The following is a 15009-nucleotide window of genomic DNA, read 5'->3' on the forward strand; positions in this document are numbered from 1 at the left end:
CTGAATCAGGCACATACGGCAGACTGCGGCCATATTCCTGCCTGAGCCGCCCCTCCACGTGAACATCTACCTGACGCTCGGCGTGGCTGTCGTGGTCATTCTAGTGGCTGCGGCACTGACTGGCATCGTCCTGTCTCGCCGACTTGCCAGACGATCCGCCAGCCTTCGCCGCATTATGGACGTGGCCGACCAGCTGGAAGCCGATCTGAAGTCCTGCCGGGCCCGCCTGCAGCAGGCCCATGCGGTCATGTCGCTCAACCCGGACCTGCCCGCGGCAAGCGAGCAGGAAGCCTCCCATGCGGTCGACGCCGGGCTGCGTGCCCTGCTGTTGCAACGCATCTGGATCCGCGACCGCGCCCCAACTGCCAGTCAAAGCGAACTGGACGCCGCCATCCAGTCCATGGATCAGACCCGCGAAAAACTGCTGCCCCTGCTCCAGGCCCTGGGGCAAGCCCAGAGTGAACTGGACAGCGCCATGCGGGAACACATCAGGCAGGATTCCTCGTCGTGACGACACCCTCCCTGGTGCTCGGCTCCACCTCCCGCTATCGGGCCGAGCTATTACGTCGCCTCGGCCTGAATTTCGAATCCAAAGCACCAGGAACCGAGGAAGAGGTGATCGCCGGGGAAACGCCGGCCGCGCGAGCGATGCGCCTAGCCATCACCAAGGCCACCGATGCAGGAAAAGGTCTTGGCGATGCGCTGGTGATCGGATCCGACCAAGTCGCCGAACTGGATGGCGTGCTGCTGGAAAAACCCGGCACGATTGAACGCGCGCATGCACAGCTGGCTGCATGCTCCGGTCGCTCGGTACGTTTTCATACCGCGCTATGCGTACTGGACACCCGCCGTGGCCAGCGCCACACGCATCTTGACCTGACGCAGGTTCATTTCCGAACGCTCCACGCAACGGAAATCAGCCGCTATATCGAGCGCGAGCAACCGCTCGACTGTGCCGGCAGCTTCAAATGCGAGGGTCTGGGTATCAGCCTGTTCGATCGCATCGAGAACAGTGATCCCACCGCGCTGATCGGTCTTCCGCTTATTGCGTTGGCTCGACTGCTGCGCGATGCCGGGATGGAGATTCCGTAACTATCGTTCCGAAGCCATGGCATTGCGCCATGCCACGCAGTCTTCGGGACGACTCGTGCTCGGGCCCAAAGAGCCGGCAAGCTTTCCTCGATAGAACGCCACGCTCTTGCGATCGTCGAACAAGCTCATTCGCTGCATCGCCTGAAGATCCGCGATGCGCGCGCACAGCGAACCGAGCCACGACGCGCGGTTGCGTTCGCGCAACGCATATTCATCGACAACCAGCAATACCGATGCACCCTGATGCATGCGGCGCAATGCCGTTTCGTCGGTGCCCCACAAGGCGACTTGCGGCGCGCGGCCGTATCGCAGGTTCAAGGGACTGTCGAGCGTGTAAACGTCACGCTTCCCATCGAATTCAAAATCGAGTTCGGCGGCCATCATGAAGTTATCCGCCACGAGGACAGCCGGCTGCTTCGCCAGCTGCATCTTGGCCACGTCCGCACTTTCGCGCCAGCCGAGAACACTCGTCGGGACAGCGCGTGCAGCACCCAGCCGGCGCGCACTGCCTGGAAAAGACGCCATACCGAGATAGATCAATCCTGCAACGATCGCAAGGAAGGCGAGTCCGGCGCCTGCCGACGCCACCACGCGCCACGCCCGACCAACGTTCGATTCACGCAACAGCGCCGGAAGTGCTGCCAGCAACGGCAAATATCCCGGCAAAGGCCAGTGCACGCGGAAGCGCTGATCGTCGGCGAACAATCCCGCCACGAAATAAACCACGATAAAAGTGAGCGACAACAGTGCGATGACATCCCATGGACCGCTTCCGCGACGGCGCCAGCTATGCCAGGCCGTCCACAAAAGAGCGACATAGAGGAGCGGCGTGCATGTCACCGCCTGCTCCAGCGGCTGCACGAGCGTATCGGCATGGAAGCGCCACGGATTGCGCTCGACCAGCTGGAAGCTCACGCCGGCGCCATGCAATTGCCAGTTGGAAATGACAAGCGGGATCAATCCCAATGCCGCCACCGACATGGCCAACCAGAAACCGGCGCGCCTCCACTGCGCTCTGCCGCGAGGCGTAAGCAGCAGCAACAGCAAACCGGCAACGATGAACATCGCCGCGCGGTAGTGGCTCATCCAGCACACGGCGAGCGCCGCACCGAGCAGCAACCAGTCGCGCCAATGGTTTTCATCCATCGCATTCAGCAAGGCGAACATGGCAACGGCACCGGCCACCGTCAGCGGCACATCCGGCATCGCCATGACACCCAGGCTGCCCGCCAGTGGCAGACACAGACAAAGCAGCCCGGCCTGCCACCCCACTCGTGCGTCGAACGCGCGCCGGCCGAAGGCCACCAACACCCACGGCAGCAGACTGCCCAGCAGCAGAAACGGCCAGCGCATGCCCAGCGTCCCGTGTCCGGCCAGGCTTTCCCCCAACCGGATCAGCCAGGCCGTCAACGGTGGCAGGTCGCTATAGCCCCAGGCCAGATGGCGACTCTCCTGCCAGTAAAACGCCTCGTCGCCAAACGGCTGCATGACCGCGGCAAGCGCCAGCTTTACGGCAAGCAGAAAGAGAAAAGCCGTGACGAATGCCGCTCGCCAGCGCGCAAGGCCGGCGACTACACTGGCGTCATTCCCTAAATCTGTCCTCGCCTTCCACAAACCCATGTCAGCCATCACTCCGCTTCGTGATGAAAACCTGCAGCAGCGTCTCCACGCCGCCATCGCCCAGGTGAATCGTGTACTGCTCGGCAAAGCACGTCAGGTCAAATTGGCTTTCACCTGTCTGATCGCCGGAGGCCACCTGCTGCTGGAAGACGTGCCCGGCGTCGGCAAGACCACGCTGGCTCACGCACTCGCGGCAAGCTTCGCGCTCGATTTCCAGCGCGTGCAGTTCACCAGCGACCTGCTGCCCTCCGACATTATCGGGGTCAGCATGTACGAGCGCGAGACGGGACAGTTTCGTTTTCATCCCGGCCCGGTCTTCGCGGGACTGCTGCTTGCTGACGAAATCAACCGCGCCACGCCGAAAACGCAAAGCGCGCTGCTCGAAGCGATGGCCGAGCGCCAGGTGACGGTAGACGGCCAGACGCATACGTTGCCCGATCCCTTCTTCGTGGTGGCCACGCAGAATCCGCTTGATCTTGCGGGCACGTTCCCATTGCCCGATTCGCAGCTTGACCGCTTCATGCTGCGCGTGTCGCTGGACTATCCCGATGCGAGCGCAGAGCGCGAACTGCTGACCGGCACCGACCGGCGCGACCTGCTGACGCGGCTGTCACCGCAGCTCGACGCAGCAAGCCTGACTGCCCTGTATCGACAGATGCAGAGCATCACCGCCAGCCCTGCTCTGCTGGATTACCTGCAAGCCTTGCTGACGGCCAGCCGCAGGCATCCCGAGGTGCGCGTCGGCCTGTCGCCGCGCGCCGGCCTTTCTTTGCTGGCCGCGGCGCGTGCTTGGGCCATGCTCAGCAATCGCGGACATGTACTGCCAGAAGATATCCAGGCGCTGTTCGTGCCGTTGGCTGCGCATCGCCTGGTCGCCGCGCGAGGCGCCAGCGGCGACACCTTGGCACGCACCTTGTTGAGCGAAGTCGCCGTCGACTAATGCAAGCCCAGCTCCAGCGCCTGCAAGAATGGGCCGAACGTCGGTTGCCGGCGCTGACGCGTCATCGCCGGCTCGAAGAACTGCCGATCCAATTGAATCGACGGCGCATCTACATCGTACCCACCGGTTTTGGCGCGGCATTCACGGTGCTGCTGCTGGTGATGATGGTCGGCAGCTTGAACTACTCCAACAACGCCGCTCTTCTGCTTACTTGTCTGCTCGGTGCTTCCACGGCCATGAGCATGCTGATCGCGTTTCGTACGCTGAACGGCTTGTGCGTGCGCAGCGTGCGCGCCGGTCACGCAACCGCCGGGCAACCGATCGATGTCATTTTCGATTTTCAGGCATCGCGCCTGCGGCAGGCGGTCAGACTCGATATTGCCGACGGCAGCATTGCGTTCGACGTCAACGGGCGAACCGACGTCAGGGCAAGCATTCCCACTGAACATCGTGGCTGGCTTACGTTGCCGCGCTTCCGCATCTGGACCACCTGGCCGATGGGATTGTTTCGTGCATGGACATGGTCGCGACCGAACCTTGCCGTGCTGGTATGGCCGAGGGCGGAAGTTTCTGGACCGCCTCCGACACTGCTCGACGCAGACAGTCGGCAGCAGCGCCTGCACCGCGGCGAGGATCTTGCGTCCTTGCGCGATTACCGCAGCGGCGATTCGATGCGGCACGTAGCCTGGAAGGCCAGCGCGCGTCATGAAACCTTGCTGGTGAAAGATTACGAACAACCCGAAGCCCGCCAGGAATGGCGGCTGGATTGGCGGCATTTGCGTGGCCTGGACAATGAATCGCGCATTGCGCGGCTCGCCCGCTGGCTTGGAGAAGCTCAAATACAGGGACGCCCGTGCAGCCTGTGGCTGCCAAGCGAATTCATCGAACTGGGTAGTGGCCCGACCCATTACGCGCGCTGCATGAGCGCACTGGCGTTGTTGCCATGATGGGCATCGGACAGGCGTCGCAGCTTCGCCGCGTACAGGAGCACGTAAGCAATCGCACGTTCGACCTGATGTGCGTCGCCACCGCATTCGTCTTGGCCGTCCATGCCAATCATCTGCCGTGGTGGCTGAGCGTGGCACTGGTTCTTTCGCTTGCATTGCGCTGGTGGCAGCGCAGGGAGCGCCCCGGTCGCGTACCCGGGTGGTTGAAAGTCCCGATGTTGCTCATTTTGGTTGCGGTGGTCGTCCTGGACTACGGCAACATCTTCGGCCGCGAACCGGGTTCGGCGCTGGCCGCCGGATTGTTGGTGCTCAAGCTGACAGAGAGCGAATCGCCGCGCGACGCGCGTGTCGCTGCCGCATTCGCCTGCTTCTTGTTGATGGCTGCGCTGTTGTTCGGACAAAGCCTCACCGCAACGGCAGTGGTGGCACTTGGATTGTTGCCCGCCATGACGACCTGGCGATCGCTGGAGCCGACGCAGATACCGACCAAACTGTCGCGCCAGCTACTGCCGGCACTGGTGTTGCTGGTGGCATCGCTTCCCGTGACTCTCACGGCGTTCGTGCTCGTGCCGCGGCTGAGTTCACCGCTCTGGGGTACATCGAATTCGCGGGAAGCACGCACAGGTCTGAGCGACCAGATGTCGCCTAGCGACTTCACCGAGTTGCTGACGGACGACAGCCCCGCCATGCGCGTCACCTTCGATGGAGCGCCGCCGCCGAATGACCAGCGCTATTTCCGTGCTTACGTGATGTGGGATTACGACGGAAGGGATTGGAAACGGGCAGATGTGCCTACGGCTGTTTCGCTGCCGGTTCAGACCACAAGTTCCGTCGAATATCGCGTCAGCCTGGAGCCTACGCACCAGCGTGCGCTGCCCATGCTGGACTTGCCTTTGCAGGCGCCATCTCAATCGCACATGCGCGTCGATGGCGAAGTATTCACCGACAAGCCTGTCGATGAGGTGCAGGACTACACGGCCCGCTCCGCATTGCATTACCGACTTCAAACTGAGCTGGACCCGGACACGCGCACGCGTGCACTGGAGCTTCCGTCTGGCTTCGATCCGCGCACCCACGCATTGGCGGCCGAGCTTCGGCAACGCTTTGGCCACGACGACGCCAGCATCATCGCAGCGGTACTGCGCCGGTTTCACGATGACGGTTTCAGCTACACGCTTCTGCCTGCGCCACTGGGTCGCGATGCCGTCGATGATTTTTTGTTCAACACCCGCGAAGGTTTTTGCGAACACTACGCTTCGTCATTTACCGTGTTGATGCGAGCGGCCGGCATCCCGGCGCGCGTTGTCACCGGTTACCAAGGTGGCTTCTGGAACACCCTTGGACAGTACCTGCTGGTGCGCAATGCGGATGCGCATGCCTGGAGCGAGGTCTGGCTGGCCGGTCGCGGCTGGGTGCGCGTGGACCCCACCGCTGCTGTGCGGCCGCAACGGATCAATCTCGGTGCTGCCAGAGCCGCGGCGGGTCAGCTTCCCTGGTATGAGTCGGGACTGCTCGAATCGGTCCGCAATCAGTGGGACATCGTCAACCGAATATGGGACCAGAGCGTTATCGGTTTCGACGCATTGCGCCAACGCGGATTGCTGACCCCCTTCGGCATTCGCGACGTGGACACCGGCACGCTGGAAAGGCTGCTGGCCGTCAGCATCGCGTTGTTTGGCATAGTCGGCCTTTCGTGGGCGCTCTGGCGCCGGTCGGAGGGTGACCCTGCCCTTGCGGCAATGCGTGCGCTGGAGCGCAAGCTTGCCCAGGCAGGGATCGCTCGTGGGCGCAGCGAAGGGCCGCGGAATTACCTTCGCCGCGCCATCCGTGCACTACCCGGGCAGCGTGTAGAACTGGATCAGTTGATGAGGTGCTATATCGAACTGCGCTACGCCACTGTCGAACCTTCACCCGAATCCTTGCGCGCGTTCCGGCAGGCAGTACGGAATTTCCAACCGCACCGCGTGGTCTAAACAAAGCGCAACGCTGTAGCATGCAACCGCCCATGATGGAGAAAAACCTCTATGTCTCCCCTCTTACGAATTCTCAGCCTCGCAGCGGCCACCGCGCTGTTGGCCGCTTGCGCGACGGTGCCGCAGCCATTGCAGGGCAACTACGCCGCCAATGTCACCTCGCTTAGCGCTCAGCAGGGCAGCGCCAGCGGTACGCAAGTGCGCTGGGGCGGAGAAATCATCAGCACCGAACCGGGTCCGCAGTCGACCTGCTTTTACGTCTTGGGCCGTCCGCTGGATGGCCAGGCTCGCCCGACACGCACTGGCAACAACGACAGCCAGGGTCGCTTTGTAGCCTGCCGCGCCGGCTTCTACGATCCGGAGGTTTTCGCGAAGGGTCGTGAGATCACCGTTACCGGGGCGATCCAGGGCACGATGACGCGCAAGGTCGGCGATTACGACTACGCCTACCCCCGCGTGGATGCCAACGTGGTCTACCTGTGGCCGAAGCGCCCGGTGGTCGTCGGCTACCCGTATGGCCCGGGTTGGTACGATCCGTTCTGGGGTCCCTACTGGGGTGGCCCGTATTGGGGCCCTTACTGGGGTTGGGGCGGCTACGCTCCCCCGGTGATCGTCGTGCGTCGCCGCTGATCTGACGATGACTTACAAAAAACGCCGGCATCTGCCGGCGTTTTTATTTGTGCATCGTCGATGTCGTGATCAGCCCGGCGGCCAGGTCATCCTGCGCCCGGCAAGGAGGTGCACATGCAGGTGGAACACCGTCTGTCCGCCATGCTCGTTGCAATTGACGACTGTGCGATAGCCGTCCTTCTCGAAACCCTGGCGCTTGGCGTAATCGGCGGCGGCCAGCAGGAGTTTGCCCAGCAATTCGGCGTCGGCAGGACCTGCTTCGTTCAAGGTTGCAATCGGGCGCTTCGGCACGAAGAGCACATGCACCGGCGCCTGCGGATTGAGATCGCGGAAGGCCAGAACCTCATCGGTTTCGTAGACGATATCGGCCGGGATTTCGCGGCGGACGATCTTGCCGAAAATGGTGTCGCTCATGCATGTCCTCCGTTTTTGATCCAACAACTTTTAATCCAACGACTTATTCCAACGATTGCCGGCTGCCGAACGCATGCGCCAGCGTGCTGCGATCGACATATTCCAGTTCGCCGCCCAGTGGGACGCCGTGTGCGAGGCGGGTTGGCTTGATCCCCGCAGCACGCGCCAATTGCGCCAGATAGTGCGCGGTCGCTTCGCCTTCCACGGTGGGATTGGTGGCGAGAATCAACTCCTCGACTTCGCCCTCGGCCAATCGCTCGGCCAGCAGTCCGAGTCCCAACTCTTCTGGCCCCAGACCGTCCAGCGGCGAAAGACGTCCCATCAGCACGAAATACTGACCGTGGTAACCCGTGGCCTGCTCGATGGCGGCCAGATCGGTCGGAGACTCGACGACGCAGAGCACATGGCGGTCGCGGCTCGTGCTCGCGCAGATCGCGCACACCGTCGCTTCGCTGAAATTGCGGCAGCGCGTGCAGTGGCCGATCTTCTGCATGGCCTGCTGCAGCACCGCCGCGAGCTTCAGGCCGCGCTCGCGTTCGCGCTCCAGGAGATGAAACGCCATGCGTTGCGCGCTTTTGCCGCCCACGCCAGGCAGGCAGCGCAGCGCTTCGATAAGTTCGTTGAGAAGTGGCGAGCTGCTCATGCGTCTCTACTCCCGCTCCCGCAAGGGAGAGGGAACACCATCAAAACGGCATCTTGAAACCGGGCGGCAGACTCATGCCTGCCGTGACGCCACCCAACTTGTTCTTGCTCGCCTCGGCGACTTTGTTCACGGCATCGTTGATGGCCGCGGCCACCAGGTCTTCGGCCATCTCCGGATCGTCGGCAAACAGCTTGCGGTCGATCTGCACGCGACGCACTTCGTGCGCACCGCTCATCACCACGCTGACCAGGCCGCCGCCCGAGCTGCCCGTCACTTCCAGCTTGGCGATTTCTTCCTGCGCGCGCTTCATGTCTTCCTGCATGCGCTGCGCCTGCTGCATCAGCTGGCCAAGTTGTCCTCTCATAACACGTACTCCGGAATATCAGGATTCAAAAGGTTTGATGGATTGCGGCACGACGCGCGCACCGAATTCGCGCTTGAGCGCCTGCACCAGTGGATCGCCTTCGATCGACGCCTCGGCGGCGGACTGGGCCGCGCTGCGTGCACTGGCGGCACGAGCAGCCGGTGTATGCGCAGCGCCCTGGCTGTCGCCGATGAAGCGCAACCTTATTTGTTCGCCCATGACTTCGCTGAGACGATCGGCGATCTGACTCACCATCGGCTCGACCGCCAGATGCATATGGGTAGGCTGCAAAGCCAGCACAAGCGTGTTGCCTTCGCGCCCGCGCAAAGCCGAATTCTGCGCGAGCTGTCCGAGCGGGCCGCGCAGGTCGGCACGCTGGATCAGCGCCTCCCAATCGGGCATGCCGCCGGCATCGGCCACACGTGGCGTAGCAGCAGGAGCCGGCGCATGCGTCGCCAGTGCCGGTGTCGCATGGGATGGCACCGGCGCAGGCCGCGCCTGCTGGACAGGCGCCGCAGCCGGTGCGGATGGTGTCGCGGGCGCTGATCGCTGCGGCGACGGTGCGGACCGCTGTCCACCGGACGCAGCAGGCGTTGCGCCATCGGACGGACGGAACGCCAGCATGCGCAGCAACGCCATGTCGAATCCGGTGCGTGCATCCGGCGCAAACGACAGATCGCGTCGGCCGGTGGTAGCAATCTGGTAGTAGAGCTGCACGTCTTCGGGAGCCAACCGCTCGGCCAGGCTGATGAGTGCGCTGTCATCGCCATCGTGATTTTCCGGCCGATAACCGGGAACCAGCTGGATCAGCTGAATGCGATGCAATGCAGCGGCCAGATCGTCCAGCACGCTGCCGAAATCCGGCGAGAAAGACGCAATGCGCGTCGACTCGGCCATCAAGGCCTGCCCGTCGCCGGCAGCCAGCGCGTCGAGCACGCCGAACACCTGTCCGCGCTCCACGCTGCCGAGCATCGCCCGGACGTCATCGGCCTTGAGCGAACCGCCACCGTAGGCAATCGCCTGATCGAGCAGCGACAGGCCATCGCGCAGCGATCCATCGGCCGCACGCGCAAGTTCGCCGATGGCCGCGTCTTCGTACTCGATATGTTCGGCACCGAGAATGTGCCGCATCTGTCCGGCAATCTGATCGGGAAGCAGACGCTTGAGGTTGAAGCGCAGGCAGCGCGAGAGAACCGTCACCGGGAGCTTCTGCGGATCGGTCGTCGCCAGCAGAAATTTCACGTGCGGCGGCGGCTCTTCCAGCGTTTTGAGCAAGGCATTGAACGCCGGTTTCGAAAGCATGTGCACTTCGTCCACCAGGTACACCTTGAAGCGACCGCGCGCGGGGGCGTATTGCGCGTTTTCGATCACTTCGCGCACATCGTCCACGCCGGTGTTGCTGGCCGCGTCGATTTCCAGCAGATCCACGAAGCGGCCGGCATCGACCGCCGTGCACACCGAGCACTCGCCGCACGGATCGGCCGACTCGCCCCGCTCGCAATTGAGCGACTTGGCGAAGATGCGCGCGATCGTCGTCTTGCCCACGCCGCGCGTGCCGGTGAACAGGTAGGCGTGATGCATGCGTCCGCTGTCCAGGGCATTGGTCAGTGCGCGTACGACGTGCTCCTGTCCGACGAGTTCGGCGAACTTGCGGGGGCGCCACTTACGCGCGAGTACCTGATAAGACATGCGTCACGGTCAGTTGGGGGTAGAACCCGATTGTGCCAAGTCGATCGAGGCAAGTCATGCGACACCGGCGGCAGTCGCAAAAGGCGGCGGCCCCGCCAGCCACACCCCGGCACCCGAATCATTCGCTACCGTTGCTTCCTTCCGGACCTGGCGGGGTTTGCAAACTATCGTCGCGGGGGGACCGACGGGGCCACCATAGGGGTGGGCGCCGAAGCCCGGATGAACGCCAGATCAAGCGCTGTCGTCCATCTCGCTGAATTTGACGGAGAGAGAAGGATTGTTCGGCCCATCCATGGGCCTCACCCCTTCGCGCTGCGCGCTACGGGGCCAGCCTTCGGCTGTCCAAATTCGTTCCTGACGAATTTGTCAAACCGGGAGGATTCTCACCCTCTCTCTTTCCTTCCATTCCTAACTTTGCGCCAGCATCCAAGCCGTCGCACCTTTCAATAACTGGCGGAGAGAGAGGGATTCGAACCCTCGATACGGGGATAAGCCGTATACACACTTTCCAGGCGTGCTCCTTCAACCACTCGGACATCTCTCCGCACGCATAAACCGCTTTGCCGCGAAAAGCGCCGGCAAAGAAGCGGAAGGATAACGTCTGCCCCCGATTCAGACAAGAGAGTATCGGGCTCAACCGGCGTCCGGACGCGGCGGCGGCGGGGCGGCCAGCGTTACGCGTTCGCCGGTACCGGCGATCCGGTACCCGCGTGCGGCGAGCGCCGTCCCATCCGCGACGCTCCCGTAGTGGTAGAGCAACAGCCGTGCGCGCAGCGCCGCGTCGTAGTCGCGTTCGATATCGTCCACGCCGGTGTGCGAGGGATTGCCGACCAGCCCGCAGTCGTGTGCGATCAATGCCTGCTCGCCCGCGTATCGAGCCAGCACCTCCGGAATCGGCCTCGTATCGCCCGTGAACGCGAAGCTTCCCCGCAGCGCCAGGCCAAACGACGTGTCCGGCCGGTGATGCCTCGTTGGAAACACATCGAACCACCATCCAGCCAGCCAGAAGCCGCGCGAGCACGGCACTAGCCGGAATGCCTCCCAGTAGTTCACGCCGCCTTCGGCCAGCACATTCGGGTAATCCGCCACGCGCGTCTGCAACCAAGGCACCAACGCGGCGTGAGTGAATACGCGCGTCTGGCCACGCAGGTTTTCGTTGAACCACAGTCGCGTGAATAGCCGCTCCAGGCCACCCACGTGATCCATGTGCGTGTGAGTGATGTAAAGATTACGCGGCGGCTCGCCATAGGCAGCGACATAGCGGTCCAGCGTATCGGGGCCGCAATCGATCAGCAGCAGCGGCTTGCCATCGCGCTCGAGCACGGCGGACGACGAACCCAATTCCACCGCATGCGCGGCGCCCGTGCCAAGAAAGTGAAGATGCCAGTTCATGCGCTTAGCGTACGCTCGTAGCCGTACATCAGAGGTGTCCAGATCGCCTTATCGAAAGCCGCCTCGCCTTCTGCCGCAGCGCCAACCTTGAATAGCGACCGACGCAACCGCTGCAGGTTTGCCATGCGCCAACCCTGCGCCGGCGGGCGCAAACGCCCACGATCGAAATCGATGAGGTAAAGCATGTCTGCCGCGACAAGCACGTTGTGGGCATTGAGATCGGCATGCCACACGCCCGCACGATGAAAACGAGCCACCAGGGCGCCAACTTCCTGCGCCAATTCCGCATCCAGGCGCTGGGCGGGGATGCACTGCGCCAAGGTCTGCGTTCCAACGATACGGCGCGTGATCAAGTCGGCACGGTAATGGATGCCGTTGCGCTGGTACCTGGCGGCAACGACTTGCGGCGCAGGCAACATCAACCGTGCAACGGCCTGCAACAGGCGAAATTCGGCAAAGCAGCGCGTATGATCGGCCCCCGTCCAAAGATAGCGATCACCCATCAACGCCGCGACCATCCCCCCGCGGCGATAGTGTCGAAGCACGCATTCGCCGGCCGGCGTACCGACCACGGCCACACCGCCCCGGCCGCCTGCCTCCGTGCTTAGCGCACCGCGGCTTCGCCAGTATTCGGGGTCGAACCACTCACCATCGACTTGTGGCGACACCGTGGGGTCGAACAGAATCGCACCTTCGGCGTCGCGGCGCAGTTGCTCGTGCATAGGTGCTGCCGTGGCCCTGTCTTGGTTCATTGCCCGGCGATTCTACATGTCCGATCCCAAATCCATCTGCCTTTTGCGTACTTCCGCCATTGGCGATGTCACGCATGTGGTGCCGCTTATGCACACGCTGAAGCAGGCCTGGCCGCAGGCCTCGCTGACCTGGATCGTAGGCAAACTCGAACGCAAGCTCGTCGGCGACCTGCCTGGCGTGGAGTTTGTGACCTTCGACAAAAGCGCGGGCTGGGCCGGCATGCGTGAGGTCCATGCAGCCTTGCGCGGCAGGCGATTCGACGCCCTGCTGCATATGCAGGTCGCTCTGCGCTCGAACCTGTTGAGCCTTGGCATCAAGGCGAAGCGTCGTGTCGGCTATGACCACGCACGCGCCAAGGACTTGCACGGCCTGGTGATCAACGAGCGCATTCCCGCCCGCACCGGCGAACACGTGCTGGAGGCCATAGGAAGTTTTTGCGAGCCGCTGGGCCTGAAGCAGAACACCGTCCGCTGGGACATCCCGATTCCCGAGGAAGCCCACACCTGGGCTGCCGAGCAGTTGCCCGGCGACGATCCCACCCTGCTGGTCAGCCCCACCTCCAGCCATGCATTGCGCAATTGGCAGCCGCAACGCTACGCGGCGGTGATGGATCACGCCGCGGCTCATGGATGGCGCGTGGTGCTGATTGGCGGCCCTTCCCAGGGCGAGCGCACGATGGCCGACGCTGTGCTCGCTGCGTGTCGCCACACACCTTTGGACCTTACCGGCAAAGACACGCTCAAAAAGTTGATGGCGATGTTCTGCCGCGCGCAGCTCTTGTTGACGCCGGATTCCGGTCCGATGCACATGGCCAACACGGTCGGCACGAAAGTGCTCGGCCTGCACGCGGCCAGCAATCCCAAACGTTCCGGTCCCTATTCCGACGTGCGTTGGTGCGTGGACAAATACGACGAAGCTTCGCGCAAATACTTCGGCAAACCAGCCAGCGACATTCCCTGGGGCAGCAAGATCGAACGGCCCGGTGTGATGGATCTGATTTCAGTCGACGATGTCGTCGAGCGTTTTGAAGCGGCAGCCTTGGCCCTGGGCGTCAACAAGGCGTGAATGGCATGTAACGCCCGGCGGCGGCAGAAATCATTTCTTCCGGTAATCCTGATACGACTTCTCTTCCACTAGCTGCGAACCCAGCTTGAGATTGATCTCGCGCTTCACTGCCGCGCGATCATCGTTCTGGAAATACACCGCACGCGCCAGCTCGATGAATTCCGCATCGAAAGCCTGCGCTTTCTCCTTCATGCGGATACGGTCCTCGATGTCCCACAACGCTTCGTTCACCGCCAGCAGGCGCGCACGTTCCTTGGTGATATCGGTCTGCGATGCATGGTGATTGGCCCACGTGGCGTTGAGCAGATTCAGCTCGTTGTGCACGTTGGCGAGCTTCGCCTCGTCCGTGATATGGCGCGACTTGATCTCAAGTATCGTGATCTTGTCGATCAGTTCGCCGAAGGATACCGGTACCTGGATCAGACTCATGGAAACCTCACGCTGGAAGACGTATGCCGGCCAAGGCCGGAAAAGGTGCCCATGATAGCGCCCCTGGCGCTTCTTTACGTCTTGCAGGCGTCGAGGCGCGAACAGAGGGCTTCGTAGAAAGCCTCCGGCAGCTCGGCCTTCACCGGGACACTCCACCAGCTTTGCCCGGAGAAGGCACCGCACTTCACGGCATCCTTTTCGGTCATCAGCACTGGCAGATCGTCGCGAAAATCCAGATCTGCGGCTACGAACGCATGATGGTCGGGAAAGGGATGGGCAATCACGTCGACGCCCTGCGCGGCAAGGCTGTCGAAAAAGCGCTGCGGGTTCCCGATCGCAGCCACCGCATGTGCACGCGTTCCCGCAAAAGCGGTAATGGATTGCTCGTGCCCATCGGCTAGCGCACGCACCTTGCCACCCTGCAATCGCATGGGAATTTCCGCGGATTGCGAAATGCCGCCGTTGCATACGCGAAAGTCGACGTCGGCCAGGCGATCCAATGGTTCGCGCAGCGGTCCGGCGGGCAGCAGGCGGGCATTGCCGAAGCGGCGCTCGCCGTCGATCACGCAAATCTCGATATCGCGAGCCAGGCGATAGTGTTGCAGGCCATCGTCGGCAATCACGACGTCGCAGCCTGCGGCAATCAGTAACTGAGCGGCGGCAGGCCTGTCGCGACCGATCGCAACGGGAACGCCGGATGCGCGGATCAAGCACGGTTCGTCGCCGACTTCCGCCGGATTCGGAACATCGCCGAGCAACGTCGGCTCACGCACGCTGCCACCATAACCGCGACTCACCACGCCCGGCTTGTATCCTCGTGTGCGCAGCGTATCGATCAACGCAAGTGTGAGCGGCGTCTTACCCGCACCACCCGCTGTGAGGTTGCCGACAACGATCACTGCACAAGGCTGACGCACCGCACGCAGCCAGCCTGATCGGTACAGCGCACGGCGAACCTTCACTACAGCGCCATAAACGCCCGACAGCGGATAACACCACCAGGGCAAACGCCCCGTGCCGTACCAACCTGCCTGGAGCGTTTCGGCCAGCGCCATGAC

General features: G+C 62.9%; 16 protein-coding genes, 1 tRNA gene and 1 other RNA gene. 7 read left to right on the forward strand and 11 right to left on the reverse strand.

Annotated elements, in window-relative coordinates; all coding sequences use genetic code 11:
* The first annotated feature begins 58 nt into the window (after nucleotides 1-58).
* Both DWU99_RS04610 and DWU99_RS04615 read left to right on the forward strand, forming a co-directional pair.
* Complete coding sequence (locus tag DWU99_RS04610; RefSeq protein ID WP_115476793.1) at nucleotides 59-511, forward strand: hypothetical protein; 453 nt, start codon at nucleotides 59-61, stop codon at nucleotides 509-511.
* A complete protein-coding gene (locus tag DWU99_RS04615) occupies nucleotides 508-1092 on the forward strand; it encodes a Maf family protein (RefSeq protein ID WP_115476794.1) in 585 nt (194 codons plus the stop codon). The genes DWU99_RS04610 and DWU99_RS04615 overlap by 4 nt, the downstream gene beginning before the upstream one ends.
* On the opposite strand, the gene DWU99_RS04620 is transcribed toward DWU99_RS04615, so the two are convergent.
* Nucleotides 1093-2721 (reverse strand): ArnT family glycosyltransferase, encoded by a 1629-nt coding sequence (locus DWU99_RS04620; RefSeq protein WP_233510864.1) that lies wholly within the window; start codon nucleotides 2719-2721, stop codon nucleotides 1093-1095.
* Here DWU99_RS04620 and DWU99_RS04625 point away from each other — a divergent pair.
* From DWU99_RS04625 to DWU99_RS04640, 4 genes are read left to right on the forward strand one after another with little or no spacing between them, the layout of a single operon-like run.
* Nucleotides 2711-3652, forward strand: a complete 942-nt coding sequence (locus tag DWU99_RS04625) for an AAA family ATPase (RefSeq protein WP_115476796.1) — start codon at nucleotides 2711-2713, stop codon at nucleotides 3650-3652. The two genes, DWU99_RS04620 and DWU99_RS04625, sit on opposite strands and share 11 nt — an antisense overlap.
* On the forward strand, nucleotides 3652-4599 hold the full coding sequence (locus DWU99_RS04630) for a DUF58 domain-containing protein (RefSeq protein ID WP_115476797.1): 948 nt from the start codon (nucleotides 3652-3654) through the stop codon (nucleotides 4597-4599). The genes DWU99_RS04625 and DWU99_RS04630 overlap by 1 nt, the downstream gene beginning before the upstream one ends.
* On the forward strand, nucleotides 4596-6572 hold the full coding sequence (locus tag DWU99_RS04635; protein WP_233510866.1) for a transglutaminase TgpA family protein: 1977 nt from the start codon (nucleotides 4596-4598) through the stop codon (nucleotides 6570-6572). The genes DWU99_RS04630 and DWU99_RS04635 overlap by 4 nt, the downstream gene beginning before the upstream one ends.
* Nucleotides 6573-6623: 51 nt before the next feature.
* Complete coding sequence (locus tag DWU99_RS04640) at nucleotides 6624-7202, forward strand: Slp family lipoprotein (RefSeq protein ID WP_115476798.1); 579 nt, start codon at nucleotides 6624-6626, stop codon at nucleotides 7200-7202.
* A gap of 69 nt (nucleotides 7203-7271) precedes the next feature.
* On the opposite strand, the gene DWU99_RS04645 is transcribed toward DWU99_RS04640, so the two are convergent.
* From DWU99_RS04645 to DWU99_RS04680, 8 genes are all read right to left on the reverse strand, one after another.
* Complete coding sequence (locus DWU99_RS04645) at nucleotides 7272-7616, reverse strand: histidine triad nucleotide-binding protein (protein WP_115476799.1); 345 nt, start codon at nucleotides 7614-7616, stop codon at nucleotides 7272-7274.
* A gap of 43 nt (nucleotides 7617-7659) precedes the next feature.
* Entirely contained in the window at nucleotides 7660-8259 is a 600-nt protein-coding gene (recR, locus tag DWU99_RS04650; protein ID WP_115476800.1) for a recombination mediator RecR, read from the reverse strand.
* A gap of 40 nt (nucleotides 8260-8299) precedes the next feature.
* Nucleotides 8300-8623, reverse strand: coding sequence for a YbaB/EbfC family nucleoid-associated protein (locus DWU99_RS04655; RefSeq protein ID WP_115476801.1), 324 nt, complete (start codon nucleotides 8621-8623; stop codon nucleotides 8300-8302).
* Between the two features lie 18 nt (nucleotides 8624-8641).
* The gene (gene dnaX / locus DWU99_RS04660; RefSeq protein ID WP_115476802.1) at nucleotides 8642-10312 is read right to left on the reverse strand and encodes a DNA polymerase III subunit gamma/tau; all 1671 of its coding nucleotides are present in this window, start codon (nucleotides 10310-10312) and stop codon (nucleotides 8642-8644) included.
* A gap of 90 nt (nucleotides 10313-10402) precedes the next feature.
* Nucleotides 10403-10499, reverse strand: an RNA gene (ffs, locus tag DWU99_RS04665) — signal recognition particle sRNA small type.
* Between the two features lie 264 nt (nucleotides 10500-10763).
* Nucleotides 10764-10856 (reverse strand) — tRNA-Ser (locus tag DWU99_RS04670).
* 89 nt (nucleotides 10857-10945) lie between these two features.
* The gene (locus DWU99_RS04675) at nucleotides 10946-11704 is read right to left on the reverse strand and encodes an MBL fold metallo-hydrolase (protein ID WP_115476803.1); all 759 of its coding nucleotides are present in this window, start codon (nucleotides 11702-11704) and stop codon (nucleotides 10946-10948) included.
* The gene (locus tag DWU99_RS04680) at nucleotides 11701-12426 is read right to left on the reverse strand and encodes a 3-deoxy-D-manno-octulosonic acid kinase (protein WP_115476804.1); all 726 of its coding nucleotides are present in this window, start codon (nucleotides 12424-12426) and stop codon (nucleotides 11701-11703) included. Before DWU99_RS04680 ends, DWU99_RS04675 begins: the two co-directional genes overlap by 4 nt.
* A gap of 46 nt (nucleotides 12427-12472) precedes the next feature.
* On the opposite strand from DWU99_RS04680, the gene DWU99_RS04685 reads away from it, so the two are divergent.
* The gene (locus tag DWU99_RS04685) at nucleotides 12473-13522 is read left to right on the forward strand and encodes a glycosyltransferase family 9 protein (RefSeq protein WP_115476805.1); all 1050 of its coding nucleotides are present in this window, start codon (nucleotides 12473-12475) and stop codon (nucleotides 13520-13522) included.
* A 30-nt stretch (nucleotides 13523-13552) separates the two neighbouring features.
* On the opposite strand, the gene DWU99_RS04690 is transcribed toward DWU99_RS04685, so the two are convergent.
* Nucleotides 13553-13951 carry a DUF6165 family protein gene (locus DWU99_RS04690; protein WP_115476806.1) on the reverse strand — a complete coding sequence of 133 codons (399 nt, stop codon included), beginning with the start codon at nucleotides 13949-13951 and terminating at the stop codon, nucleotides 13553-13555.
* A 74-nt stretch (nucleotides 13952-14025) separates the two neighbouring features.
* Complete coding sequence (gene lpxK, locus DWU99_RS04695) at nucleotides 14026-15006, reverse strand: tetraacyldisaccharide 4'-kinase (protein WP_115476807.1); 981 nt, start codon at nucleotides 15004-15006, stop codon at nucleotides 14026-14028.
* Between the last annotated feature and the right edge of the window lie 3 nt (nucleotides 15007-15009).

Source organism: Dyella psychrodurans (assembly GCF_003363265.1).
In the GTDB taxonomy this organism is placed as follows: Bacteria; Pseudomonadota; Gammaproteobacteria; order Xanthomonadales; family Rhodanobacteraceae; genus Dyella_B; species Dyella_B psychrodurans.

Bases quoted from the DNA above. Each gene is read 5' to 3' on its own strand.
- DWU99_RS04625 (WP_115476796.1), top strand. From the start codon at position 2,711: ATGTCAGCCATCACTCCGCTTCGTGATGAAAACCTGCAGCAGCGTCTC.
- DWU99_RS04620 (WP_233510864.1), bottom strand. From the start codon at position 2,721: ATGGCTGACATGGGTTTGTGGAAGGCGAGGACAGATTTAGGGAATGAC.
- DWU99_RS04630 (WP_115476797.1), top strand. From the start codon at position 3,652: ATGCAAGCCCAGCTCCAGCGCCTGCAAGAATGGGCCGAACGTCGGTTG.
- DWU99_RS04635 (WP_233510866.1), top strand. From the start codon at position 4,596: ATGATGGGCATCGGACAGGCGTCGCAGCTTCGCCGCGTACAGGAGCAC.
- DWU99_RS04640 (WP_115476798.1), top strand. From the start codon at position 6,624: ATGTCTCCCCTCTTACGAATTCTCAGCCTCGCAGCGGCCACCGCGCTG.
- DWU99_RS04645 (WP_115476799.1), bottom strand. From the start codon at position 7,616: ATGAGCGACACCATTTTCGGCAAGATCGTCCGCCGCGAAATCCCGGCC.
- recR (WP_115476800.1), bottom strand. From the start codon at position 8,259: ATGAGCAGCTCGCCACTTCTCAACGAACTTATCGAAGCGCTGCGCTGC.
- DWU99_RS04655 (WP_115476801.1), bottom strand. From the start codon at position 8,623: ATGAGAGGACAACTTGGCCAGCTGATGCAGCAGGCGCAGCGCATGCAG.
- dnaX (WP_115476802.1), bottom strand. From the start codon at position 10,312: ATGTCTTATCAGGTACTCGCGCGTAAGTGGCGCCCCCGCAAGTTCGCC.
- DWU99_RS04675 (WP_115476803.1), bottom strand. From the start codon at position 11,704: ATGAACTGGCATCTTCACTTTCTTGGCACGGGCGCCGCGCATGCGGTG.
- DWU99_RS04680 (WP_115476804.1), bottom strand. From the start codon at position 12,426: ATGCACGAGCAACTGCGCCGCGACGCCGAAGGTGCGATTCTGTTCGAC.
- DWU99_RS04685 (WP_115476805.1), top strand. From the start codon at position 12,473: ATGTCCGATCCCAAATCCATCTGCCTTTTGCGTACTTCCGCCATTGGC.
- DWU99_RS04690 (WP_115476806.1), bottom strand. From the start codon at position 13,951: ATGAGTCTGATCCAGGTACCGGTATCCTTCGGCGAACTGATCGACAAG.
- lpxK (WP_115476807.1), bottom strand. From the start codon at position 15,006: ATGGCGCTGGCCGAAACGCTCCAGGCAGGTTGGTACGGCACGGGGCGT.